We start from the raw sequence: 22,111 nt of genomic DNA, 5'->3' as shown, positions 1-22,111 counted from the left end.
CTTGGGTCGTCTGGAAATCGGCCGATCTGCACATTGTTCACGCCCGGGCCGGCTATAACCCAGACCCTGCCCCCGTCACGCAATCTTGATCCACTGGCCATGTCGGTGCCCTCCAACCTGCTCGAGCACTGCTTCGACGAAGCGGTGCGCCACGCCGCCCCGTCGCTGGGCCGTTGCATCGATCTGGCGGTCGCCAGCCTGCAGCAGGAGGAGAAAGACCAGCGCGACGTGGCCCAGCGCGACCGCTGCGCCCGCGCCTGGTACACGCTGCTCAAGCACCGCCAGGGTTGGGGGCCGGCCTTCGCCCAGCGCCTGAAGGCCGCGCTGCACGCGGGCTACCACGAAGGCAACACCTCGTCGCTGGCGCTGCTGTCCAACTCCGAGCTGCTGGCGCTGGTCGACGAAAGCGCGGTCAACGAATCCATTGAATCGGCCAAGGTGCTGCAGAACCTGCTGCCCGAGGTGGAGCAGGCGCTGGCCGTGCTCGACGCGCGCATGAGCTCGCTGATCGGCCTGGACACGGTGCACGCCGAGAAGAACCCGCTGCGCCCGTCCATCTACGTGCGCGTGCTGCGCGACCAGCTCATCGCCTCCGAAGGCGACGCCGAGGTGCGCACCCTGTGGATGCGCCACCTGGCCGCGCCGCTGGGCCGCGAACTGCGCTCGCTGTACGAGCAGCTCGCGCTCATGCTGCAGCGCGCCAACGTGCAGGAGGCCAGCTACCGCGTGCGCCTGGTGGCCGACCCCCAGGCCAGCAAGCCGCCGGCGCCGCCCAAGCGCGACCTGCTCGATTACGAATTCACCGCCGGCGGCGTGGCCGTCGAACCCGCGCGCGACGCCCAGGGCCAGACCGCGCCCAACGCCGACACCGTGTGGCTGCCGCCCATGGCCGATCTGGCGCGCACCGCGCCCATGCTCGACCACGACGTGATGCAGCAGTTCCTGGAGCAGGGCGGGCCGGCCTTCGAGCAGCCGCTCGACCAGCACTACTACCGCGCCATCGAGCGCGAGCGCGCCGAGCTCGCGGCCCAGGCCGCGCTGCCCGTGCTTGACGACGTGGTGCTCGAGGAAGAGCGTTCGCGTTTCCGCGGCCTGCCCGCGGTCGACCGGCCGGTGCGCCACGTAAGCATCGGCTCGCAGCTCAATGCCCAGACCTGGGGCGAGGTGGCCAGCGCCACCGAACGCTCGCGCATGCTGCTCGATCTCAAGGCCCACGCGCAGTCGGTGGCGCAGGCCGTTGGGCTGGACGTGGTGCGCAAGCTGGTCAACCAGGTCGCGCGCGACCCGCTGCTGCTGGCGCCGGTTCGCGAGGCCGTGGTGGCGCTCGAACCGGCGCTGCTGCAGCAGGCCATGACGCAGCCGCGCTACTTCAACGAAGACGCGCACCCCGCGCGCCGCCTCGTCGAAAGCGTGGCCCAGCGCAGCTTCCGCTACAACGACGAATTCAGCGAAGAGTTCGATTCCTTCTTCGCGCCCGTGCGCGACGCCTTCCGCGAGCTCAACACGCGCGCCGCGAAAGAACCGCAGGCCTTCGGCGAAACCCTGGAGAAGCTGCGCAGCCACTGGCGTTCGCAGGACGAGCGCGAGGAGAAGGTCAAGCGCGAGCGGCTGCAGGCGCTGCGCCACGCCGAAGAGCGCCAGGCCACGGCCGACCGCATCGCCTGGGACCTGAGCCAGCGTCCCGACGTCGAGGGCGCGCCGGCCTTCATCCTCGATTTCATCTACGGCAGCTGGTCGCTGGTGCTGGCCTCGGCCGAAATGGGCCTGCCCGACACGCAGGAGCGGCTCAACGCCTACCGCAAGGCCGTGTCCGACCTGCTCTGGAGCATCAAGAAAGACGTCACGCTGCGCCGCCCGGCCGAGCTGTTCCGCATCGTGCCCGGCCTCGTGAAGACGCTGCGCGAGGGCCTGGACCAGCTGGGCAAGTCGCCCGCCGAAACCCAGACCTTCTTCGACGCGCTGATGCGCCTGCACGAACCCGTGCTCGGCCTGCGCCGCGCCCGCGTGCGCAGCGAGAGCGGCCAGTCGGGCCCGGCGCCGCTCGAAGACGAGGCCACCGTGCTGCTCACGCTCGAAGAGATGGCGCCGGCCACGCCCGAGCAGCGCACGCCCAAGGCCGCAGCCCAGCCCTGGCTGGGCAAGCAGGAGATGGCGCACGCGGGCTTCGAAGACACCATCGCCACCGACTTCGACAGCCTGCACAGCGACTTCGATTCGAGCAATGGCTCGCTCGACGACGAGATCACCTTCGACGCCGAGCAGCTGCTGCTGTCGCTGCGCGAGGGCGCCTGGGTCGACCTGTACTCGCACGGCGAATGGCTGCGCGCGCAACTGATCTGGGCCAGCAACCGCGGCACGCTGTTCATGTTCACCAGCCGCGGCGGCCGCGCGCACTCCATGACCAAGCGCGTGTGCGTGCGCCTGATCCGCAGCCGCTGGCTGCGGCCGGTGGAATCGCGCCCGGTGGTGCAGGCCGCGCTCGAAGCGGTGATGGCGGCCGGCCCGCCGCCGGTGCTGGAGCCCGTGAGCGTGCACTGAGACCGGCCCGGCCGGGGCGCAGGGGCTACCATCCCGGTCCATATGTCCACCGCCACCCTCGGCGCACTGCCGCCCGCCAACCCCGTTCCCCTCAAGCAGGACGCCGCCGTCATCGGCCTCGTGGGCCTGGCCCACGCCTGCTCGCACTTCTCGCACCTGCTGCTCGCGCCGCTGTTCCCGGTGTTCATCCGCGACTTCGGCCTGAGCTTTGCCGACGTCGGCCTGCTCATGACCGTGTTCTTCGTGATCTCGGGCGTGGGCCAGGCGCTCTCGGGCTTTCTGGTCGACCGCGTGGGCGCGCGGCCGGTGCTGTTCACGGCCATCGCTTGTTTTCTGCTGGCCGCGCTCGCGGCCTCGCAGGCCGCGGGCTACGGCGGCCTGATGCTGGTGGCGGTGCTCGCGGGCCTGGGCAACGCGCCCTTTCACCCCTGCGACTTCACCATCCTCAACCAGCGCGTGTCGCCGGCGCGCCTGGGCCACGCCTTCAGCGCGCACGGGCTCACCGGCAGCCTGGGCTGGGCGCTCGCGCCGACCTTCCTGGTGGGCATCACGGCGCTGAGCGACTGGCGCACCGCCTACCACGCGGCCGCGCTGCTCTACGTGGCGGTGCTCGCGCTGCTCTGGTGGCAGCGCGACAAGCTGCTCACCGACGTGGTGGTGCGCGCGCCGCAGGCCGCAGGCGGCCCGCCCGCGGGCGGCGACCTGGGTTTTCTGCGCCTGCCCGTGGTGTGGTGGTGCTTCACCTTCTTCCTGTTCTCCACCATGACGCTCGCGGTGGTGCAGAGCTTCGCGCCCTCGGTGCTGCAGGCGCTGCACGGCGTGTCCATGCAGGCCGCCACGCTCACCGTGAGCGCCTACATGCTGTGCTCGGCCGCCGGCATGTTCGCGGGCGGCTTCCTGATCGCGCACGCGCAGCGGCGCGCGCTTTCCAGCGACACCATCGTGGCCTGGAGCATGGGCGCGGGCGCGGGGCTCATGCTGCTGTGCGCCACCGGATGGCTTGGCGGCACGGGCACCGTGGTGGTGCTGGCCCTCACGGGTTTTGCGGTCGGCGTGGCCGGCCCGAGCCGCGACATGCTCATCAAGCGCGCCACGCCCAAGGGCGCCACGGGCCGCGTCTATGGCACCGTGTACTCGGGTCTGGACGTGGGCTTCGCGATCGCGCCGCTGGTGTTCGGTGTGCTCATGGACCGCGGCTGGTACGCGGCCACGATCGCGGGCGGCGCGCTCGCGCTGTTGCTCGCGGTGGTGGCGGCGCTCGGCGTGGGCAAGCGCATCGCCGCGTCCTGACCCGTTGCCGGGTTTTCTGCTTCCCTGTTCACCTTCCTCATCCCGTCTCACCATGTCCCAGCTTGCCGGCCATCTGCTCGTCCAATGTCTGATCGAACAGGGCGTGACACACGCCTTCGGCGTGCCGGGCGAAAGCTACCTGGCCGTGCTCGACGGCTTTCACGCGCACCGTGACCGCATCCGCTTCGTGACCTGCCGCCAGGAGGGCGGCGCGGCCTTCATGGCCGAGGCGCAGGGCAAGCTCAGCGGCCGCCCGGGCGTGTGCTTCGTGACGCGCGGGCCTGGCGCCACCAACGCGTCCATCGGGGTGCACACCGCATTCCAGGACAGCACGCCCCTGGTGCTGTTCGTGGGCGACGTGGCCAGCGACGCGCGCGACCGCGAGGCCTTCCAGGAAGTGGATTTCGCGGCCTTCTTCGGCCCGTCCACCAAGGGCTTCGCCAAGCGCGTGGAGCGCATCGACGACGCGCGCCGCATCCCCGAGTACGTGGCGCGCGCCTTTGCCACCGCCATGAACGGCCGGCCCGGCCCGGTGGTGCTGGTGCTGCCCGAAGACATGCTCACGCACGCGGTCGAGGCCGCACCGCTGCCGCGCGTGGAGCCGGTGCAGGCCTGGAGCGACCCGGGTTCGCTGCGCGAGCTGCGCACGCTGCTGCTGGCGGCCGAGCGGCCCCTGGTGATCGCGGGCGGCGGCGGCTGGACGCCGCAGAGCGCCGCCGCGCTGCAGCGCTTCGCCGAGAACTGGCAGCTGCCGGTGGCCAACGCCTTCCGCTTCCAGGACACCTTCGACAACCACCATCCGCAGTACGCGGGCGACGTGGGCCTGGGCATCAACCCCGCGCTGGCGCGGCGTGTGCGCGAGAGCGACCTGCTGATCGCCATCGGCCCGCGCCTGGGCGAGAGCACCACCGGCGGCTACACGCTGATCGAAGCGCCGCAGCCGAAGCAGAAGCTGGTGCACATCCACAGCAGCGCCGAAGAACTCGGCCGCGTGTACCAGCCCGCGCTGGCCATCCAGGCCAGCATGAACGCGGCCGCGCGCAGCCTCGAGGTGCTCACCGCGCCGCCCACGCTGCCCTGGGGCGAATGGACCGCGGGCTGCCACGCCGACTACCTGGCCAACATCGATCCGGCCAACGGCGGCGTGGCGCTGCCCGGGCCGATCGACATGCCGGCCATCGTGCACACGCTGCAGCGCCTACTGCCCGAAGACGCGGTGCTCACCAACGGCGCGGGCAACTTCGCGAGCTGGCTGCACCGTTTCTACCGCTACCCGGGCCTGGCGCGCGGCCACAAGACCCAGCTCGCGCCCACCAACGGCGCCATGGGCTACGGCGTGCCCGCGGGCATCGGCGCGGCCATCGCCACCGGGCGGCTGGCCTTCACCATCGCGGGCGACGGCGACTTCCTCATGAATGGGCAGGAACTGGCCACGGCGGTGCAGCACGGCGCCAGGAGCATCGTGCTGCTGCTCGACAACGGCAGCTACGGCACCATCCGCATGCACCAGGAGCGCGAGTACCCGGCGCGCGTGAGCGGCTCGGCGCTGGCCAACCCCGATTTCGTCGCGCTCGCGCGTGCCTACGGCTACGCGGCCGAGCGCGTGGACACCACCGCCGACTTCGAACCCGCGCTGCGGCGCGCGCTCGCGCACCCGGGCGGCACGGTGATCGTGGTGCCGCTGGACGCCGAGGTGATCACCACGCGTGGCACGCTCAGCGCCATCCGCGCGGCGGCGCTCCGGCGCTGACCGCCCGGCGCCCGGCGCGCGCCGGCGTTTGGTGAATGGATCACAAAACGCCGGTCATCAGCACACAGCGGACTTTCCCCATCCGGTGGAACACTGCCTGTCAACAGGAGGTTCCCATGTGGCAAGCAACTGACAAGATCCGCACGACGCACACCGGCTTTCCCGCCGAGACGAGAACGCTCAGCGAAGCCCATCTGCTGCGCGTGTTCGACGAGATCGACTACGGCATGCTCTTGCTCGACGCGCAGGGCCGCATCCTGCATGCCAACCACCTGGCCCGCCACGAGCTCGCCCAGCGCCGCCTGCTGCGCGCGTGCAGCGGCAGCCTCCTGGGCACCACGCCCGAGCACAGCGAGCGCATCCAGCAGGCGCTCGACGCCGCGCTGCGCGGCCAGCGCCGCCTGGTGCTGATGCGCGAGCAGGAACGCGATCTCTCGCTGGCCTTCACGCCGCTGTCGCACCCGCTCGAAGACGACGCGCCCACGGTGCTGGTGGTGATGTCGCGCCAGAACGTGTGCGACAACCTCGCGGTGCGCATGTTCGCGCGCGCCCTGGCGCTGAGCCCGACGGAAGAGGTCGTGCTGCTCGCGCTGTGCCGCGGCCTGGACATCAACGAGATCGCGGCCGAAAACGGGGTGGCGGTGTCCACCATCCGCAGCCAGATCAAGACCCTGCGCGAGAAGGCCGGGGCGTCCAGCATCCGCCGGCTGCTGCAGCGCATCAACAGCCTGCCGCCCGTGGTGCCTGCCTTGCGCATCGTCACGCCGGTCACGCACAATCCGGCCGGTTACAGCCACCCCTGACCCTCCCGGATGTCCCCAGGCAGCGCTCCGATCGATTCCCGCAACACCCAGCACATCGAAGCGCTCGCGGCCCAGGGCGTGCACCGCCACTACCGCCGCGGCGCGCTGCTGATCCAGGAAGGCGACACCGGCGACACGCTGTTCATCGTGCTCAAGGGGCGCCTTCGGGCCTTCGTGGCCGACGCCTCGGGGCGTGAGCTGACCCTGGGCCTGTACGGCCCGCTCGAGTACGTGGGCGAGATGTCGCTCGACGGCGGGCCGCGCTCGGCCAACGTGGAGGCGGTGGACACCACCACCTGCTCGGTGATCACCCGCCAGACCCTGCTCGGCTACATCGCCGACCACCCCGAATTCGCGCTCGAACTCATGGCGCGCGTGATCCGCCGCGCGCGCCTGGCGACCGAAAGCGCGCGCAGCGTGGCGCTGATCGACGTCTACGGCCGGCTGGTGAAGCTGCTCAACGAGTGGGCGCGCGAGCCCAACGAGCGCGGCGAGCGCCCGCTGCGCGAGCGCATCACCCACCAGCAGATCGCCCAGCACCTGGCCTGTTCGCGCGAGATGGTGAGCCGCCTGCTCAAGGACCTGGAAACCGGTGGCTTCATCGCGGTGCGCGAGCGCTGGATCTGGCTGCTGCGGCCGCTGCCGGCGCGCTGGTAGGCGCGGCCGGCGCGGTTGCCACCCTCAACCGAGCGCGTTGAGCAGCCGCCGCGCCACCTGCGGCGCCGACGAGCTCGTGCCCGCGAGCCGCACCGTGCTGCCGCTGAGGCTGCCGGTGCTGCGCAGGCCCCAGAGCGCGGTGTTGCTGTCGCTCGGCGCCAGCGTGTCGGGCGCGGGCTTCACGCCCGGGCGTTGCGGCCGCTGCGGATCGGGGCTGGGCTTTTGCGGCGAGTAGCGCGCAAAGCGCGACAGGCGCTCGGGCCCGCTGTCGGTGGCCCGGGTGCCGCCCGCGCTCACGGTGCGCTGCCCGGTGGACAGGCTGTTGAACACGCCGCTGCGCCGGATCGGCGTGGGGTTGCCGGCATGGTCGATCCAGCCGCCCAGGTTGCCCTGGGTGTCGTAGTGGCGGTCTTCGAAGTACGACTGGCGCGCGCCGGTGTTCATGCCCAGGGCCACATCGTCGCGTTCCACGTAGGCGTCGAAGGTCACGGGCGCACGCCCCTGGTTGTGCAGCCGCACCTGCCAGACGCCGAAGGGCGCGAGCGCGCGCCCGGGCTCGCGGCTGAAGGAGGGCTCGAGCGCGAGCAGGGCGCAGGTGCCGTGCGCGCCGAGCGCGGTGGTGGTCGGGTAGATCAGGGTCCACTGCGGCACGCCGCGCGCGTCGACCCACATGCCCGATTCGCCCGGCCGCAGCGTCACGGCCTGCGCGGGCCGCTCGGGCGGCTGCACCGTGATCGCCACACCCGCGGCATTCGCCGGCAGCCAGATTTCCAGGAAGCTCTGCGTGCGGTCGTCGGGCTGCACGCGCCAGTGCAGGTCCAGCGCTTCGCGCGGTGCGAGCGTGGCGTTGGCGTGGGTGCGGCTCTGGTAGGCGTTGCCCGCGGGCACGGCGATCTGCAGCCGCCCGCCCAGGCGCTCGATGAGCTCGTCCATGGCGGCTTCGAGCAGCGAGGTCCCGTCGTGCGGGCCGGCCAGCGTGCCCCAGCTCACGTTGACCACGATCTCGGCGTCGTCGGCGGCGTGCGCGACGATGTAGTGCAGCGCGTCGAGCACGCTCACGTTCATCGCGCCGCCCGAGGTGTCGAGCACATTGGCCCAGTCGAGCTGCACCGCGATCACCGGGCAACGGCTCGCGAAGTCGTTGAGGCCGGGGGCCAGCAGGCCGCCCGGCGCGGTGGCCAGGCCGCACACGTGCGTGCCGTGGTTCACCGGTCGCGCCAGGTCCCAGAGCTGCAGGTGGCGGTACAGCGCGTCTTCGTCGAGCTGGCCGCGGCGGGTGTAGCGGGCCATGGCGTTGTCGATCGCGTGGCCGGTGAGTGCGTGGCCGTAGCCCAGGTCGGGCGGCGTGGGGCCGGCGCGCGTGGGATCGAGCGGCACGCGCGCGTGGTCGGGCGAGCCGGGCCAGGGGCCGCCGTACAGATTGTCCTGACGCCAGAAATGCTTCACGCGCGTGCGGCCCGCGGCATCGCGGAAGGCGCTGTTGGCCACGGCCAGTCCGCCATCGATGAGGCCCAACACCGGCCCCGGCACGCGCTGCGGCGGGGGCAGCGGCTGCTGGTGGCGGTGGCAGCAGTCCTTGAGCGCGCTGGTGTGCTGGTCCACCGGCAGGCCAAGCTCGAAACGCTCGATGAGCGAGCGCACCACGTGGCCCTTGCGCCAGTGATCGAAGAACCGCCGCGAGACGCGCGCCGTGCAGTGGCGCAGGCCCGGGATCAGCAGGTAGGCCTGCGGGATCTGCAGCCAGCGGCTCGACGAGGCGTTGACGAGCGCACGCACGTCGGCGCCCTCGCGCAGGCCGATCACGATCGGCAGCCACTTGGGCTGGTCGTGGTGGCCGGGCCGGTGGTAGCCCACGAAACCGTCGGCCTCGGCCCAGGCGAGGTAAGGGTCCATGCCGTCGATGGCGCCCGGCGCGGACCAGTCGATGCCGGTGAAGCGGCCGCGCGGCAGCGGCGCCCAGCTCACGGCCACTCCTTGAGCGCTTCTTGCCAGAGCCACGACAGCAGCGGCCCTTCGGGCACGCGCTTGCCTTGCGCGGCGCGGGTGTAGGGCTGGCCGCTGGGCAGGTCCATGGGGTCGTCGAGGCTGAAGTCCTTGGGCGCGCCGTCGGCCTCGCGGAACAGGGCCGAGTGGAAGCCGCGCTCGTGCACCTTGCCGCCGGTGGCGCGCGCCACGATGAACTCCGCCAGCGCCGTGCCCAGCAGGCGGCCCGCGGCGCTGTCGATCGGGTAGTGCACGCCGGCCACGGTGCGGTTGACCGCGATGCGCGCGGCCAGGCGCTGCAGCTGCTCGCGGCAGGCCTCGCCGTTGCCCGGCTGTGTGCCCTGGGGCGGGGCGGCGGCATCGAGCAGCTTCTGCAGCAGCACCGCGATCAGGAAGCCCTCGGTGGCGTGGCCGCTGGGCCAGGCGCCGTGGCCGGGCGTGGCGATCATGGCCTGGATCTGCGGCGAGAACTCGTCGGGCCGCGTGATCGAGAACGCCACCTTGATGCGCTGGATGATGGGCGCGGCGACGTTGTAGGCGAGCTCGATGAGCTGCAGCGTCTTGGCGTGGCGGTGCGAGGTGAGGCCGATCACCGACGCCCAGAAGGCCACCGGATAGCCCTGCTGCTCGGTGATTTCGAGCGCGCGGTCCGGGCGCAGGTCGGCGTAAGCGGCGACGAGTTGCAGCTGCTGCTGGATCAGGCGCTCGTCGGGGCCGGTGAGCGTGACCAGCGTGTCGCTGCGGCCGCGGTGGCTGTAGACCAGCGTGGCGGTTCGGCGGCGGTTGTCGGTGTCGAGCGAGACGCCTTCGCGGGCCTCGAAGTCGATCGCGAACAGCCGCGGCTCGGGCGCCCAGCGCTTGAGGTTCTGCTCGTTGTCGTTGAAGGTGGGCCACTTGACCTGCAGCACCGGCCCCAGGAACGGGCCGACGATGGCCGCGCGCGAGAGGGTGAGCGCGTCGGCCGAGGCCAGCGCGTTGGCGGCGCCCATGCCACCCGACATCCCCCCTGACATGCCCCCCGACATCCCGCCGGACATGCCTCCTGACATACCTCCTGACATACCCCCTGACATTCCACCGCTCATGTGCACTCCTTGAATCTAATGGTCGGGAACTCCAAGCGCGGCCAAGGCCGCTGCCACCTTGCGCCGCAGCGGGCTTTCGCGCCCCGACGCCAGGTAACGATCGATCGTGAACTGGGGCTCGAGGCCCAGGATGGTCTCGACCTGCTCGCGCGCGGCCTCGGCATTGCCCGAGTAGTAGAGCGACGCGGCCAGGCAGCGCAGCGTGGGCAAGTGGTACTTGTTCTTCTTCAGCGAAGACTGGCCGATGTCGATGGCGCGCGCCCAGTTCAGGTTGGCCGCATGGCAGGTCGCCAGCATCATCTCGAAGTAGTACTTCTGCGGATCGATCGGCGACAGCCGCACGGCGGTCTCGGCCTCGGCGACGGAATCCGCCGCGTCGCCCCACATGGTTGACCACACCGAGCGGTACAGCCAGGCCATCGGGTCGTTGGGGTTGCTTTCGGTGGCAGCATGGAGCAGGCGGCGCGACTCCTCCACGTCACTGCCCAGGTGGCACAGCGCGTGGCCCTTGACCGCCATCGCCAGCGAACTCTGGGGCTCGAGATCGAGCGCGCGCTCGGCCACGCCGATGGCCTCCCGAAAGGCGCGCGCTGGCTCGTCGGCCAGCCCTTGCATCACCTGCATGATGTGCCACTTGGCCATCCACGCCCACGGCGTGGCGACGCGCTTGTGCCGGTCCACGACGGCCTCGAGCAACTGCTGGCTGCGCTGCAGGTCGCGCGGTGTCGAGCGGTGCATCAGCGTGATGCCGCCGAGCATGAGCGCGTTGCTTTCGAGCTGCGGCAGCGGCTGCACCAGCGAGCGCTGCACCACGTGGTGCAGCACCGCCTGCGCCGTGGCCTCGCTCAGCCGCGTGACCAGCTCGCTCTCGAGCTGCACCAGGTCGAGCGTGTCGCCCGCCAGCCGCTCGGCCCACACCACCTCGTTGCGGCGGTTGTCGCTGAGCTCGGCGGTGATCACCACCTTGTCGCCGAAGCTCACGTAGCTGCCGCTGAGGGTGTACGAGGCTTCGAGCCGCTGGCCGACCTCGGCCGCCGGCGCGCCGCGGCCACGGAAGGCGCTGGTGGACAGGCGCGAGATCACGCGCAGGTCCTGGCTGCGCGAGAGCTGGGTGATCACGCCGTCGGCGATCAGCTCGCCGATCACGAACTGCTCGGGCGCGTGGCTGCGGGTTTCGAACGGCACCACGGCCACGCCGGGGCGGAAATCGCTTGCCGATTCGGCCGGCGTGGGCAGGCGCACCACCGGCGTGTGCGCATTCACCGGCGACACGGTCCAGGTGCGCACCGGCTCGGGCCAGTGCTTGAGGTAGCTCTCGCCGCGGTCCTGCACGTCGGCGTCCACGCCCACCACGATGGCGTCGTACACGCTGGCCGTGACCACGGTCTCGCCGGGCGCGGCCAGGTCGGCCACGCGCGCGGCCAGGTTCACGCCGTGGCCGTACACGTCGGTGTCGTCCACGTAGAGCCGGGTGGCGTTGATGCCCGCGCGCAGGTAGAGCTGCTGCGCCGCGGGCAACTCGCGGTTGGCTTCGTCGAAGTGGCGGTGCAGCGCCAGCGCGGCGCGCACCGCCTGCGCCGGGTGCTCGAATTCGGCCAGCAGGCCGTCGCCCAGGCTCTTCACGAGGCGGCCGCCGCGCGCGGGCAGCACCTCGGTGGTGGCGAAGTGCACGAAGCCGCGCCACAGGGCCACCACCTGCGCCTCGTGCGCGGCCATGAGGCGCACGGATTCCACCAGATCGATCACGAGCACCGTCTTGTGCCGCATGGGCGGCAACGCCAGGCCACCCGCGGCGGGTGTCGCGGTGGAGGACGGTGTCGTGGGCGGGGTGCTCATGCGCGCTTGTTACAGAACGTCTCAGTTTCGCACAGGTGATCGGGCGGTGAACCCGCTGGGGCCGATGGGCGTCCGGAAACGACAAAGCCGACGGAACGTCGGCTTTGTCGGGGAGAACGCGCCGGGCGGCGCGTTCGGGGCACGATCACTTGAGGTGGTCGTTGACCAGCTTGGTCAGTTCGAACATCGTGACCTGGGCCTTCTTGAAGATTTCCTTCAGCTTGGCGTCGGCGTTGATGAGGCGCTTGTTCACGCTGTCCTGCAGCTTGTTCTTCTTGATGTAGTCCCAGACCTTCTTGGTCACTTCGGTGCGCGGCAGCGGGCTGGCGCCCACGATCGCGGCCAGGGCGGCGCTGGGGGTCAGGGGCTTGAGGAAGGCGGCGTTCGGGGTGCGCTTCTTGGCGGGAGCGGCCTTCTTCGCGGGGGCCTTCTTGGCCGGGGCGGCTTTCTTGGCCGGAGCGGCCTTCTTCGCCGGAGCGGCCTTCTTGGCGGGGGCGGCCGCCTTCTTGGCCGGAGCGGCTTTCTTCGCCGGGGCAGCGGCCTTCTTCGCCGGAGCCGCCTTCTTGGCCGGCGCTTTTTTCGCGGCGGCTTTCTTCGCAGTTGCCATGTTGATGATCCTTCTAGAAGTTGATGTACGCCTGCGGAGAACGCGCTCTCGCACAAGCGTGTTGATGCTAATGGAGTTGTTTGCGCCTTCCAAGGAGGAAACGCGCTTCACGCGCGTGAACGCCCCGGGGTTTCGCGGGTTTGTAGAGGGGAAAACAACACTTCGCCCCCGGGGAACGCCCAGGGAGCGCCCTGGGCCGCCGCAGGGCGCGGTGCGTCAGGCCGTCAGGCCCTTCCAGAGCATGTACGCGGCGAGCACGAAGAGGATGCCCGCGAACACGCGCTTGAGCATCTTCACGGGCAGCGCGTGCGCGGCCTTCACGCCCAGCGGCGCCATCAGCACGCTGGTGCTCGCGATCACCAGCAGCGCGGGCAGGTAGATGTAGCCGAGCGAGGCCGCGGGCAGGTTGGCCACGCCCTGGCCCGACACCACGTAGCCCAGGGCGTTGGCGAGCGCGATCGGGAAACCCAGCGCGGCGCTGGTGGCCACCGCGTTGTGGATGGGCACGTTGCACCAGGTCATGAAGGGCACCGAGACGAAGCCGCCGCCCGCGCCCACCAGGCCCGAGAGAAAGCCGATGACACCGCCCGCGCCGAGCTGGCCCGCGGTGCCCGGCAGCGTGCGCGAGGCCTTGGGCTTTTTGTCGATCAGCATCTGCGTGGCCGAGAAGCTCACGAAGGCGGCGAAGAACAGCGCGAGCCAGCTGCCCTTGAGCACCGCGAACACACCCAGGCTGGCCACGCCCGCGCCGATCACGATGCCGGGCGCGAGCCGCTGCACGATGTCCCAGCGCACGGCACCGCGTTTGTGGTGCGCGCGAACGCTCGAGATGCTGGTGAAGATGATGGTGGCCATCGAGGTGGCGATGGCCATCTTGACGGCGAGGTCGGGTGCGACGCCGCGGCCCGTGAGGATGAAGGTGATGAAGGGCACCATCAGCATGCCGCCACCGATGCCGAGCAGGCCTGCGAGGAAACCGGTACCCACACCGAGCAGCGCGAGCTCGGCGATCAACAGGGGTTCAAGGGGCATGGGAGAGAAAAGGTGTCTGCGGTTGGGCGCCGGGCCGGTGGCCTGAACCGGGGTTCAGGTGGGCGAGGGCAACGCGGCTTCGGGTTCGTCTGACGCGAGACGCTCGCACCAGCCGCGCAATGTACCAAGCCCGTGCTCAATGAGCATTGGTTCAAGGACATGAGAGCCCGACGGAACCGCAGACAAACGCGATTCTAGAAGCAGTGCGCCGTGCGATCGGGCCATCGGTCGGCATACCCCCGTGCGATGACGGGCGGTGCGGCTCAGAGCGGGCCGCCGCGCCGGGCCGCCCCAAGCAAGGCCGCGCCCCCGTGGGGGGCAGCGACGACACGCAGTGCGGAGCGTGGGGGCTCAGATGAGCCTTCCGTCCTTGTCGAGCGTCTGGTCGAGCCGGCGCATCAGGTCGTCGACGCGCTGCTGCGTCTGCGCATCGATCGGGTCGTTGTCGAAGGTGCCGCCGGCTTCGGCAAAGGCGCTCGCGTCGCCCTGTGCGAACGACGAGGCCTGGAACTGCTGCTGGGCCTCGGCTTCGCGCTCGGCCTGCTTGCGTTCGAGTTGCGAGAGCTCGAACGCGAGGTTGAGCGAGGCCAGCACCGCGATGCGGTCGCGCGCCTTGACCTTGCCCGCGTCGCGGATGCGGCACATGGCCGAATCGACGCGCTCCACGGCCTCGAGCAGCAGCGCCTCGCCGCCCACGGGGCACGAGAGCAGATAGCTCTGGCCCATGATCTGGACCTCCATCTGCTTGTAGCCGGGCTTGTTCATGTGCTCTCCTTGCGCTCTTCGGTGGCGGGCAGCCGCTCGAGCAGCGCGTCGATGCGCGCGCGCGCCGCGAGCAGGCGCGATTTGAGCGAATCGCGCTCGGCCTGCAGGGCATGCACCTGCTCGACGAGCAGCGCGTTGGTGCGCTGCAGCTCTTCGTGGCGCAGCAGCAGCCGCTCCACCTTCTCGGTGATCTGGTCGAGTTGCTTGGAGGCGGCCATGGCGGTTGCGATCCTTGATGCGTCGGTCATTGTAGGCGGCGCTCGCGCATAGAATGCACGCCGTTGGTGCTCGCGGCGCGGTTCACGCGCCGCAGTTCAACGGGAAGCAGGAGGGCGAGCCGCCGACGCGGCGAACCTAACCTGCGCTGCCCCCGCAACGGTAAGCAGACGAGACGACCGGCGGCCCCAGGCCGCCGGAAGCTCCGGCCCCATCACACCGCCACTGGCGCGCGCCGCGCACCGGGAAGGCGATGGGGTTCGGTCTGCCAGCCCGGATACCGGCCAACGAGGTGGTGGTGCCGCGCCAGCGGCGCCACCGTGATGCCCAGGCACCGTCGGGGAAGGCGGTGAGGGCTCTGTGCTTGTGTGTTCAACATGAAATCCCCTGCCTTGCGCGCGCCCCTGGCCGTGCTCCCCCTCGCCTGTGTGGCCTCGCTGGCCACGTTCGCCGCCGCGCCCGTGTCCGCCCAGAGCGCGACCGACGTGACCCTCAAAGACACCGTGGTCACGGCCACGCGCGTCGACACCCGCAGCGACGCGCTGCTCAGCGACGTGGTCGTGATCGACGCCGACACGGTGGCGAAATCCACTGGCCGCACGCTGTCCGAGCTGCTCGCGCGCCAGGCCGGCCTGCAGCTGGTGGCCAACGGCGGCCGCGGCAAACAATCGAGCCTGTTCGTGCGCGGCGCCGAAGCGCGCCAGGTGCTGCTGCTGGTGGACGGTGTGCGCTACGGCTCGTCCACCGCGGGCGCGCCCAACTGGGACAACCTGCCGTTGTCGGCCATCGACCGCATCGAGGTGCTCAAGGGCCCGGCCTCGGCGCTGTACGGCAGCGATGCCGTGGGCGGCGTGGTGCAGGTCTTCACCAAGCGCGGCGTCAAGGGCTTCCAGCCCGAGGCCAGCGTGACCGTGGGCAGCGAAGGCCACCACGAAGTGGCTGCCGGCGTGCGCGGCGGCACCGACACCTTCAGCTACAGCCTGCACGCGAGCTCGCTGGGCGAAAAGGGCTTCTCCTCGACCAACCCGCGCGTGGGCAGCAACTTCAACCCCGACCGCGACGGCGCCAGGCAGGACGTGCTCAGCGGCTCGTTCCGCTGGGCCTTCGCCGAGGGCTGGTCGACCGACCTGAACCTCACGCAGGCCGAGGGCGTGAGCCGCTTCGACCAGGGGGCGGGCAGCTTCGACACCCGCTCGGTCACCACCACGCGCGTGCTCGGCTGGGGCCTCACGCGCCAGTGGAACGCCGACGCGCGCACGCGCCTGACGGTCGCGCGCAGCGACGACGACGGCGACAGCTACGGCACCACGCCCGTGGCCTCGGTGTTCAACACCGCGCAGACGCAGATCACGCTGCAGCACGACCAGGCCACGCGCCTGGGCACGGTGCTGCTGGGCGTGGAATCGATCAAGGAAGCGGTGTCGGGCACGCAGGCCTATGCGGTGAATTCGCGCACCACCGACGCGGCCTTCGTCGGCCTCACGGGCGGCCTGGGCCAGCACCTGTGGCAGGCCAACCTGCGGCGCGACGAGAACTCGCAGTTCGGCGGCGCCACCACCGGCTTCGCGAGCTACGGCTACCAGCTCACGCCGAACTGGCGCCCGCACCTGGCCTACGGCACCTCGTTCAAGATGCCGTCGTTCAACACGCTCTACTACGTGTCGCCCTTTTTCACGGGCAACCCCACCACGCAGCCCGAGCGCGGCAAGAACCGCGAGTTCGGCCTCACCTACACGCGCGGTGCGCACGAGCTCAAGCTCACGCGCTTCGACAACCGCGTGCGCGGCTTCATCACGCTGCAACCCGTGGTGGTCAACGTGCCGCAGGCGCGGCTCGAGGGCTGGTCGCTGGGGTACACCGGCTCGGCCGGCGCCTGGTCGTGGTACGGCAACCTCGAACTGCTGGACGCGCGCAACCTGCTCACGCGCCAGAAACTCGCGCGCCGCGCCGACGAAACCCTCACCGCCGGGCTCGACCACCGCATCGGCGCCTGGACCTGGGGCACCGCGCTGCAACTCGTGGGCGAGCGTTTCGACAACGCGGCCAACACCGTGCGCCTGCCGGGCTTCGGCACGGTCGATGCCTACGTGCGGTACGCCCTCACCAAGGACTGGTCGCTCGCGCTGCGCGTGAACAACATCGGCGACAAGGACTACCAGACCGCCAACGGCTACAACCAGCCGGGCCGCGCGGCCTACGTCACGCTGCACTGGGCGCCCAAGCCGTGACGCACCGCACCGCGGCCATCCTCGTGGCGGCCCCGGCCTCGGGTCAGGGCAAGACCACCGTGGCCGCGGCGCTGGCCCGCCTGCACGCGCGCGCCGGCCGGCGCGTGCGCGCCTTCAAGTGCGGGCCCGATTTTCTGGACCCGCACTGGCTCGCGCTGGCCAGCGGCCACCCGGTGCACAACCTCGATCTGTGGATGACCGGCGAGGCCGATGCGCGCGCGCGGCTGCACGCCGCCGCGGGCGAGGCCGACCTGATCGTGGTCGAGGGCGTGATGGGCCTGTTCGACGGCCAGCCCAGCGCGGCCGACCTCGCGCAGCGCTTCGGCCTGCCCGTGCTCGCGGTGATCGACGCCTCGGCCATGGCCGGCACCTTCGGCGCGCTGGCCTTCGGCCTGCGCCACTTCCGCGCCGGCCTGCCCTGGGCCGGCGTGCTCGCCAACCGCGTGGCCGGCGAGCGCCACGCGCAGATGCTGCAGGACGCGCTGGGCGATGGCGTACCGGGCTGGCTCGGCGCGGTGATGCGCGACGCCGCCTTCTCGCTGCCCGAGCGCCACCTCGGCCTCACCGTGGCCTCCGAGCTGCCCGACGCGCTGGCCCGGCTCGACGCCGCGGCCGACGCCCTCGCGGCCACGCCGCTGGGTGCGATGGACAGCGCCGCACTCGCGCGCTGGACCGTGGCCTTCGACGCCCCCGAACCCGCCCCCGACATCGGCCGCCCGCTCGCGGGCTGCACCGTGGCCGTCGCGCGCGACGCCGCCTGCTGCTTCATCTACCCGGCCAACCTCGACACGCTGCGCAGCCTGGGCGCCGAGCTGGCCTTCTTCTCACCGCTGGCCGACGAGCCCTTGCCGCCGTGCGACGCGGTGTGGCTGCCCGGCGGCTACCCCGAGCTGCACGCGGCCGCGCTGAGCGCCGCGCAGCGTTGCCGCGCGGGCCTGGCCGCGCACCTGCAGGCCGGCAGGCCGGTGTGGGCCGAGTGCGGTGGCATGCTGCTGCTCATGGACACGCTGCGCCCGCACGACGGCAGCGCGCACCGCATGTGGGGCCTGCTGCCCGGCGAGGCCGCGCTGCAGCCGCGCCTGGTGGCGCTGGGGCCTCAGCAACTCGCGCTGCCCGCGGGCACGCTGCGCGGCCACACCTTCCACCATTCGCGCACCACCTCGCCGCTGGCGCCTGCGGCGCACACCGAGCCCCCGCGCGGCGGCCCGGGCGAGGCGCTGTACCGCCACGGCGCATTGCGCGCGAGCTACTTCCATGCCTGGTTCGCATCCAGCCCTGCGGCCACGGCCTCGCTTTTCCTGGAGGAACCCGCGCCATGAGCCGAGGCCCGCAGCGCATCGTCTGCCTCACCGAAGAAACCACCGAGTGGCTCTACCTGCTCGGCGAAGAGGCGCGCATCGTGGGCATCTCGGGCTACACCGTGCGGCCGCGCCGCGCGCGCGAGGAAAAGCCCAAGGTCAGCGCCTTCCTCAGCGCCAAGATCGACAAGATCCTCGAGCTGCGGCCCGACTGCGTGTTCGGCTTCTCCGACCTGCAGGCCGACATCGCTGCCGCGCTGATCCGCCATGGCGTGCAGGTGGTGGTGTTCAACCAGCGCAGCGTGGCGCAGATCTTCGACATGCTGTTCCAGGTGGCCGCGCTGGTCGACCGCGTGGCCGAGGGCCAGGCCTGGATCGACCGCACGCGCGCGCGGCTCGACGCCATCGCCGCCGCGGGCCGCGCGCTGCCGCGCCGCCCGCGCATGTACTTCGAAGAATGGGACGACCCGTGCATCAGCGGCATCCGCTGGGTCTCCGAGCTCATGGGCATCGCCGGCGGCGACGACTGCTTCCCCGAGCTCGCCGCCATGCCCCTGGGCAAGGACCGCATCATCGGCGAGCCGCAGCGCATCGTCGAGCGCGCGCCCGACATCGTCGTGGGCTCGTGGTGCGGCAAGAAATTCCGGCCCGAGCGCGTGGCCGCGCGCGCGGGCTGGCAGGCCGTGCCCGCGGTGCGCGACGCTCAGCTGTTCGAGATCAAGTCGGCCGACATCCTGCAGCCCGGCCCGGCCGCGCTCACCGACGGCGTCGAACAATTGCACCGCATCGTGCTGCAGTGGAGCGCGCGCCATGGCTGACACCGCGCCCGTGTTCGCGCGCAGCGAGTTCATCCTGGGCGGTCAGCGCAGCGGCAAGTCGCGCCGCGCCGAATCGCTCGCGCGCCAGTGGCTCGACGCCGACGCCACCCACCGCGCCGTGCTGATCGCCACCGCCCAGCCCTGGGACGACGAGATGCACGCGCGCATCGCGCGCCACCAGCGTGAGCGCGCCGAGCGCGTGCCCGGCCTGGCCACGCGCGAAGAGCCGCTGGCGCTGGCCGAGGCGCTGAGCGCGCACACCGCGCCGACCACCCTGGTGGTGATCGACTGCCTCACGCTCTGGCTCACCAACCTGCTCATGCCCGCCAGTGGCGAAGCCGCCGACCCCGCCGCACCGCAGGATGCGCTGGTGCGCGCGATCGCCACGGCCCCCGGCCCGGTGGTGCTGGTGGGCAACGAGATCGGCCTCGGCGTGATCCCCCTGGGTCGTGAAACCCGCGCTTTCGTCGACGCACTCGGCGGCCTCAACCAGGCCGTGGCGCGCGCCTGCGAGCGCGTCACCTTCATGGCCGCCGGCCTGCCGCTCACCCTCAAATCGCCATGAACCCGATCCGCCTGTACTTCGCGCTCGCGCTGGGCCTGTGCAGCGCGCTGCACGCGGCCGAGATCCGCATCACCGACGACCGCGGCGTGGCCGTGACGCTGCCGCAGGCGCCGCAGCGCATCGTCTCGCTGCTGCCCTCGCTCACCGAAACCGTGTGCGAACTCGGCCAGTGCCACCGCCTGGTCGGTGTGGACCGTTACTCGAACTTTCCCGCCGCGGTGCGTGCGTTGCCCAAGACCGGCGGCGGCATCGACCCCAACATCGAGGCCATCGTGGCGCTCAAGCCCGATCTCGTGCTCATGGCCACCTCGTCGCGCGGCGTGCAGCGGCTCGAAGGGTTCGGCCTCAAGGTGGTGGCGCTGGAGCCGCGCAGCGCGGCCGACGCGCAGCGCGTGATGGACAAGATCGGCACGCTGCTCGATGTGCCCGATGCGAAGCGCATCTGGCGCGCGATCGACGCCGGCGTGTCGGCGGCCGCGCAGTCGCTGCCCCGGCGCGCGCGGCCGCTGCGCGTGTACTACGAGGTCAGCACCGGCGGCTACGCGGCCGGGCCGGGCTCGTTCATCGGCGAAACCCTCACGCGCCTGGGTGTGCAGAACATCGTCACGCCCGATCTCGGGCCGTTTCCGCGCATCAACCCCGAGTACGTGGTGCGCGCCAACCCCGACCTGATCCTGATCGGCGCGCGCAACGCCGCGGGCCTGGCGCAGCGCCCGGGCTGGCGCAACCTGCGCGCGCTGCGCGAGCAGCGCGTGTGCATCTTCAGCACCGACGAATCCGACGTGCTCGTGCGGCCCGGTCCGCGCATGGCCGAGGCCGCGCGCATCCTCGCGCGCTGCATCGCCGAGAAAGGCCAGGGCGCATGAACGGCCGCGCGCACAGCCTCTGGCTCGCCGCGGCCCTGCTGCTGGGTGGCCTGCTCGTGCTGCTGCTCGGCGCGGGCGTGGGCAGTACCGGCTTCGACAGCGTGCTCAACGCGCGCCACGACCCCGTGGCCTGGCAGATCCTCTGGGACATCCGGCTGCCGCGCACGCTGGGCGCGTGGGTGGCGGGCGGCCTGCTGGGCCTGGCCGGCGCGGTCGCGCAAGGCCTGTTCCGCAACCCGCTGGCCGACCCCTACCTGCTGGGCAGCGCCTCGGGCGCGGCCCTGGGCGTGGCGATCGCGCTGGCCCTGGTCGGCACCAGCGCCCTGGCCACGCAGTGGCTGGTGCGCCTGGGCCTCACGGGCGCGGCGTTTGCGGGCGCGGTGGTGGGCGTGGTGCTCACGCTGGTGCTCGCGCGCGGCGTGCAGCACACGCTGCGCCTGCTGCTCGCGGGCGTGATCGTGGGCGTGGTGCTCGGCGCCGCGCGCGACCTCGTCACCATCGCCGAGCCCGACACGCTGCAGGCCATGCAGGGCTTCATGCTCGGCACCACGGGCTTCGTGGGCTGGGCCGCCTGCGGCGTCATGGCCGCCATGCTGCTGGCCGCGTTGCTGGTGTCGGCGCTGCTGGGCCGCGTGCTCGACGGCCTCGCGCTCGGCGAGGCCACCGCCATCAGCCTGGGCCTGCCGCTGGCCACCGTGCGCGCCGTGCTGGTGGGCGTGCTCGCGCTGGCCACCGGCGCGGCCGTGGCGCAGACCGGGCTCATCGCCTTCGTGGGCCTGGCCGCGCCGCACCTGGTGCGCTCGCTGGTGAAGACCACGCACGGCCGCCTCGTGGTGCTCAGCGCCTTCATGGGCGGCTTGCTGCTGATGGCGGCCGACGTGCTCGCGCGCTGGGTCATCGCGCCGCAGGAACTGCCCGTGGGCGTGCTCACCGCGGTGCTCGGCGGCAGCTACCTGCTCTGGCTCATGCACCGGCGGCGCCGGCCCGGGGGCGGCCTGTGAACGCCGCGCTGCAGACCACCGCGCTCGGCGTGGTGCTCGGCGAGGCCGAGGTGCTGCACGGCGTGTCCATCGCGCTGCCCGCGGCGCGCTGGACCAGCGTGGTCGGCCCCAACGGCGCGGGCAAGTCCACGCTGCTCAAGGCGCTCGCGGGCCTGCTGCCGCACAGCGGCGAGGTGCAGTTGCTGGGCCGCCCGCTCGCGGCATGGCGCGGCCGCGAGCGCGCCCGCGCCCTGGCCTGGCTGGGGCAGGGCGAACACGGCGCCGACGACCTGAGCGTGTGGGACGTGGCCATGCTGGGCCGCCTGCCGCACCAGGCCTGGCTGGCCCAGCCCTCGGCCGCCGACCGCGCCGCTGTGGAGCAGGCGCTGCGCGCCACCCAGGCCTGGGACTGGCGCGAGCGCGCGCTCGGCGCGCTCTCGGGCGGCGAACGCCAGCGCGTGCTGCTCGCGCGCCTGCTCGCGGTGAACGCGCAGGTGCTGCTGATGGACGAACCCCTGGCCAACCTCGACCCGCCGCACCAGGCCGACTGGCTGCAACTGGTGCGCGGCCTGGTGGCGCAGGGCAAGACGGTGGTGAGCGTGCTGCACGAGATCGGCGTGGCGCTGCACGCCGACCGCCTGCTGGTGGTGGACCAGGGCCGCGTGCGCCACCACGGCGCCTGCGACGACCCCGCCACCCACCGCGCACTCGAGGCCGTGTTCGACCACCGCATCGCGATCCACCAGCTCAACGACCGCTGGGTCGCGCTGCCGGTCTGAGCCGCCCGTTTTCAA

Annotated in this window: 19 protein-coding genes and 1 riboswitch; of the genes, 12 read left to right on the top strand and 7 right to left on the bottom strand. The window is 71.7% G+C overall.

The features are described 5' to 3' along the window. Positions 1-99 precede the first annotated feature (99 nt). The 5 genes from WDZ95_RS00940 (at position 100) to WDZ95_RS00920 (ending at position 7,038) form a co-directional block, all read left to right on the top strand. Positions 100-2,538, top strand: a complete 2,439-nt coding sequence (locus WDZ95_RS00940; RefSeq protein ID WP_425775860.1) for a DUF1631 family protein — start codon at positions 100-102, stop codon at positions 2,536-2,538. Between the two features lie 42 nt (positions 2,539-2,580). Further along, positions 2,581-3,828, top strand: a complete 1,248-nt coding sequence (locus WDZ95_RS00935) for an MFS transporter (RefSeq protein ID WP_425775859.1) — start codon at positions 2,581-2,583, stop codon at positions 3,826-3,828. A 52-nt stretch (positions 3,829-3,880) separates the two neighbouring features. Next, entirely contained in the window at positions 3,881-5,578 is a 1,698-nt protein-coding gene (locus tag WDZ95_RS00930; protein WP_425775858.1) for a thiamine pyrophosphate-binding protein, read from the top strand. Positions 5,579-5,694: 116 nt separating this feature from the next. Then, positions 5,695-6,381, top strand: coding sequence for a helix-turn-helix transcriptional regulator (locus tag WDZ95_RS00925; RefSeq protein WP_287468870.1), 687 nt, complete (start codon positions 5,695-5,697; stop codon positions 6,379-6,381). 9 nt (positions 6,382-6,390) lie between these two features. Continuing rightward, on the top strand, positions 6,391-7,038 hold the full coding sequence (locus WDZ95_RS00920) for a Crp/Fnr family transcriptional regulator (RefSeq protein ID WP_166226923.1): 648 nt from the start codon (positions 6,391-6,393) through the stop codon (positions 7,036-7,038). Positions 7,039-7,062: 24 nt separating this feature from the next. On the opposite strand, the gene WDZ95_RS00915 is transcribed toward WDZ95_RS00920, so the two are convergent. From WDZ95_RS00915 to WDZ95_RS00885, 7 genes are all read right to left on the bottom strand, one after another. Further along, positions 7,063-9,003 carry a hypothetical protein gene (locus WDZ95_RS00915; protein ID WP_425775857.1) on the bottom strand — a complete coding sequence of 647 codons (1,941 nt, stop codon included), beginning with the start codon at positions 9,001-9,003 and terminating at the stop codon, positions 7,063-7,065. Then, positions 9,000-10,010, bottom strand: coding sequence for a phosphatase PAP2 family protein (locus tag WDZ95_RS00910; RefSeq protein WP_425775856.1), 1,011 nt, complete (start codon positions 10,008-10,010; stop codon positions 9,000-9,002). Before WDZ95_RS00910 ends, WDZ95_RS00915 begins: the two co-directional genes overlap by 4 nt. A 111-nt stretch (positions 10,011-10,121) precedes the next feature. Beyond that, positions 10,122-11,942, bottom strand: coding sequence for an adenylate/guanylate cyclase domain-containing protein (locus WDZ95_RS00905; protein ID WP_425775855.1), 1,821 nt, complete (start codon positions 11,940-11,942; stop codon positions 10,122-10,124). A 145-nt stretch (positions 11,943-12,087) separates the two neighbouring features. Beyond that, complete coding sequence (locus WDZ95_RS00900; protein ID WP_166226919.1) at positions 12,088-12,549, bottom strand: SWIB/MDM2 domain-containing protein; 462 nt, start codon at positions 12,547-12,549, stop codon at positions 12,088-12,090. A 216-nt stretch (positions 12,550-12,765) separates the two neighbouring features. Further along, a complete protein-coding gene (locus WDZ95_RS00895; protein WP_166226918.1) occupies positions 12,766-13,581 on the bottom strand; it encodes a sulfite exporter TauE/SafE family protein in 816 nt (271 codons plus the stop codon). Positions 13,582-13,932: 351 nt separating this feature from the next. Next, positions 13,933-14,346, bottom strand: a complete 414-nt coding sequence (locus WDZ95_RS00890) for a cell division protein ZapA (RefSeq protein ID WP_425775854.1) — start codon at positions 14,344-14,346, stop codon at positions 13,933-13,935. Then, complete coding sequence (locus WDZ95_RS00885; protein WP_166226916.1) at positions 14,343-14,564, bottom strand: DUF904 domain-containing protein; 222 nt, start codon at positions 14,562-14,564, stop codon at positions 14,343-14,345. Before WDZ95_RS00885 ends, WDZ95_RS00890 begins: the two co-directional genes overlap by 4 nt. Positions 14,565-14,611: 47 nt before the next feature. Further along, positions 14,612-14,865, top strand: a riboswitch (cobalamin riboswitch). Positions 14,866-14,939: 74 nt separating this feature from the next. Here WDZ95_RS00885 and WDZ95_RS00880 point away from each other — a divergent pair. Genes WDZ95_RS00880 through WDZ95_RS00850 form a run of 7 tightly spaced genes read left to right on the top strand, consistent with a single transcriptional unit; the run spans position 14,940 to position 22,096 of the window. Beyond that, positions 14,940-16,790, top strand: coding sequence for a TonB-dependent receptor domain-containing protein (locus WDZ95_RS00880; protein ID WP_425775853.1), 1,851 nt, complete (start codon positions 14,940-14,942; stop codon positions 16,788-16,790). Continuing rightward, positions 16,787-18,109, top strand: coding sequence for a cobyrinate a,c-diamide synthase (locus WDZ95_RS00875; protein ID WP_425775852.1), 1,323 nt, complete (start codon positions 16,787-16,789; stop codon positions 18,107-18,109). Before WDZ95_RS00880 ends, WDZ95_RS00875 begins: the two co-directional genes overlap by 4 nt. Further along, the gene (locus WDZ95_RS00870; protein ID WP_166226913.1) at positions 18,106-18,906 is read left to right on the top strand and encodes an ABC transporter substrate-binding protein; all 801 of its coding nucleotides are present in this window, start codon (positions 18,106-18,108) and stop codon (positions 18,904-18,906) included. The genes WDZ95_RS00875 and WDZ95_RS00870 overlap by 4 nt, the downstream gene beginning before the upstream one ends. After that, positions 18,899-19,471, top strand: a complete 573-nt coding sequence (cobU, locus tag WDZ95_RS00865) for a bifunctional adenosylcobinamide kinase/adenosylcobinamide-phosphate guanylyltransferase (RefSeq protein ID WP_425775851.1) — start codon at positions 18,899-18,901, stop codon at positions 19,469-19,471. Before WDZ95_RS00870 ends, cobU begins: the two co-directional genes overlap by 8 nt. After that, positions 19,468-20,337, top strand: coding sequence for an ABC transporter substrate-binding protein (locus tag WDZ95_RS00860; protein ID WP_425775850.1), 870 nt, complete (start codon positions 19,468-19,470; stop codon positions 20,335-20,337). Before cobU ends, WDZ95_RS00860 begins: the two co-directional genes overlap by 4 nt. Next, positions 20,334-21,338 carry a FecCD family ABC transporter permease gene (locus WDZ95_RS00855; protein WP_425775849.1) on the top strand — a complete coding sequence of 335 codons (1,005 nt, stop codon included), beginning with the start codon at positions 20,334-20,336 and terminating at the stop codon, positions 21,336-21,338. Before WDZ95_RS00860 ends, WDZ95_RS00855 begins: the two co-directional genes overlap by 4 nt. Next, entirely contained in the window at positions 21,335-22,096 is a 762-nt protein-coding gene (locus WDZ95_RS00850) for an ABC transporter ATP-binding protein (protein WP_166226909.1), read from the top strand. The genes WDZ95_RS00855 and WDZ95_RS00850 overlap by 4 nt, the downstream gene beginning before the upstream one ends. The last annotated feature ends 15 nt before the right edge of the window (positions 22,097-22,111 follow it).

The organism is Hydrogenophaga sp. T2, from assembly GCF_049843535.1.
Taxonomy (GTDB): Bacteria; Pseudomonadota; Gammaproteobacteria; order Burkholderiales; family Burkholderiaceae_C; genus Hydrogenophaga; species Hydrogenophaga crocea.
The sequence above is the reverse complement of the archived record's forward strand: the minus strand, read 5'-3'. Positions and strand labels throughout refer to the sequence as shown.

Excerpts from the sequence above, each read along its gene's own strand:
- WDZ95_RS00940 (WP_425775860.1), top strand. The coding sequence starts at position 100 with ATGTCGGTGCCCTCCAACCTGCTCGAGCACTGCTTCGACGAAGCGGTG.
- WDZ95_RS00935 (WP_425775859.1), top strand. The coding sequence starts at position 2,581 with ATGTCCACCGCCACCCTCGGCGCACTGCCGCCCGCCAACCCCGTTCCC.
- WDZ95_RS00930 (WP_425775858.1), top strand. The coding sequence starts at position 3,881 with ATGTCCCAGCTTGCCGGCCATCTGCTCGTCCAATGTCTGATCGAACAG.
- WDZ95_RS00925 (WP_287468870.1), top strand. The coding sequence starts at position 5,695 with ATGTGGCAAGCAACTGACAAGATCCGCACGACGCACACCGGCTTTCCC.
- WDZ95_RS00920 (WP_166226923.1), top strand. The coding sequence starts at position 6,391 with ATGTCCCCAGGCAGCGCTCCGATCGATTCCCGCAACACCCAGCACATC.
- WDZ95_RS00910 (WP_425775856.1), bottom strand. The coding sequence starts at position 10,010 with ATGGGCGCCGCCAACGCGCTGGCCTCGGCCGACGCGCTCACCCTCTCG.
- WDZ95_RS00905 (WP_425775855.1), bottom strand. The coding sequence starts at position 11,942 with ATGAGCACCCCGCCCACGACACCGTCCTCCACCGCGACACCCGCCGCG.
- WDZ95_RS00900 (WP_166226919.1), bottom strand. The coding sequence starts at position 12,549 with ATGGCAACTGCGAAGAAAGCCGCCGCGAAAAAAGCGCCGGCCAAGAAG.
- WDZ95_RS00895 (WP_166226918.1), bottom strand. The coding sequence starts at position 13,581 with ATGCCCCTTGAACCCCTGTTGATCGCCGAGCTCGCGCTGCTCGGTGTG.
- WDZ95_RS00890 (WP_425775854.1), bottom strand. The coding sequence starts at position 14,346 with ATGAACAAGCCCGGCTACAAGCAGATGGAGGTCCAGATCATGGGCCAG.
- WDZ95_RS00885 (WP_166226916.1), bottom strand. The coding sequence starts at position 14,564 with ATGGCCGCCTCCAAGCAACTCGACCAGATCACCGAGAAGGTGGAGCGG.
- WDZ95_RS00880 (WP_425775853.1), top strand. The coding sequence starts at position 14,940 with ATGAAATCCCCTGCCTTGCGCGCGCCCCTGGCCGTGCTCCCCCTCGCC.
- WDZ95_RS00870 (WP_166226913.1), top strand. The coding sequence starts at position 18,106 with ATGAGCCGAGGCCCGCAGCGCATCGTCTGCCTCACCGAAGAAACCACC.
- cobU (WP_425775851.1), top strand. The coding sequence starts at position 18,899 with ATGGCTGACACCGCGCCCGTGTTCGCGCGCAGCGAGTTCATCCTGGGC.
- WDZ95_RS00860 (WP_425775850.1), top strand. The coding sequence starts at position 19,468 with ATGAACCCGATCCGCCTGTACTTCGCGCTCGCGCTGGGCCTGTGCAGC.
- WDZ95_RS00855 (WP_425775849.1), top strand. The coding sequence starts at position 20,334 with ATGAACGGCCGCGCGCACAGCCTCTGGCTCGCCGCGGCCCTGCTGCTG.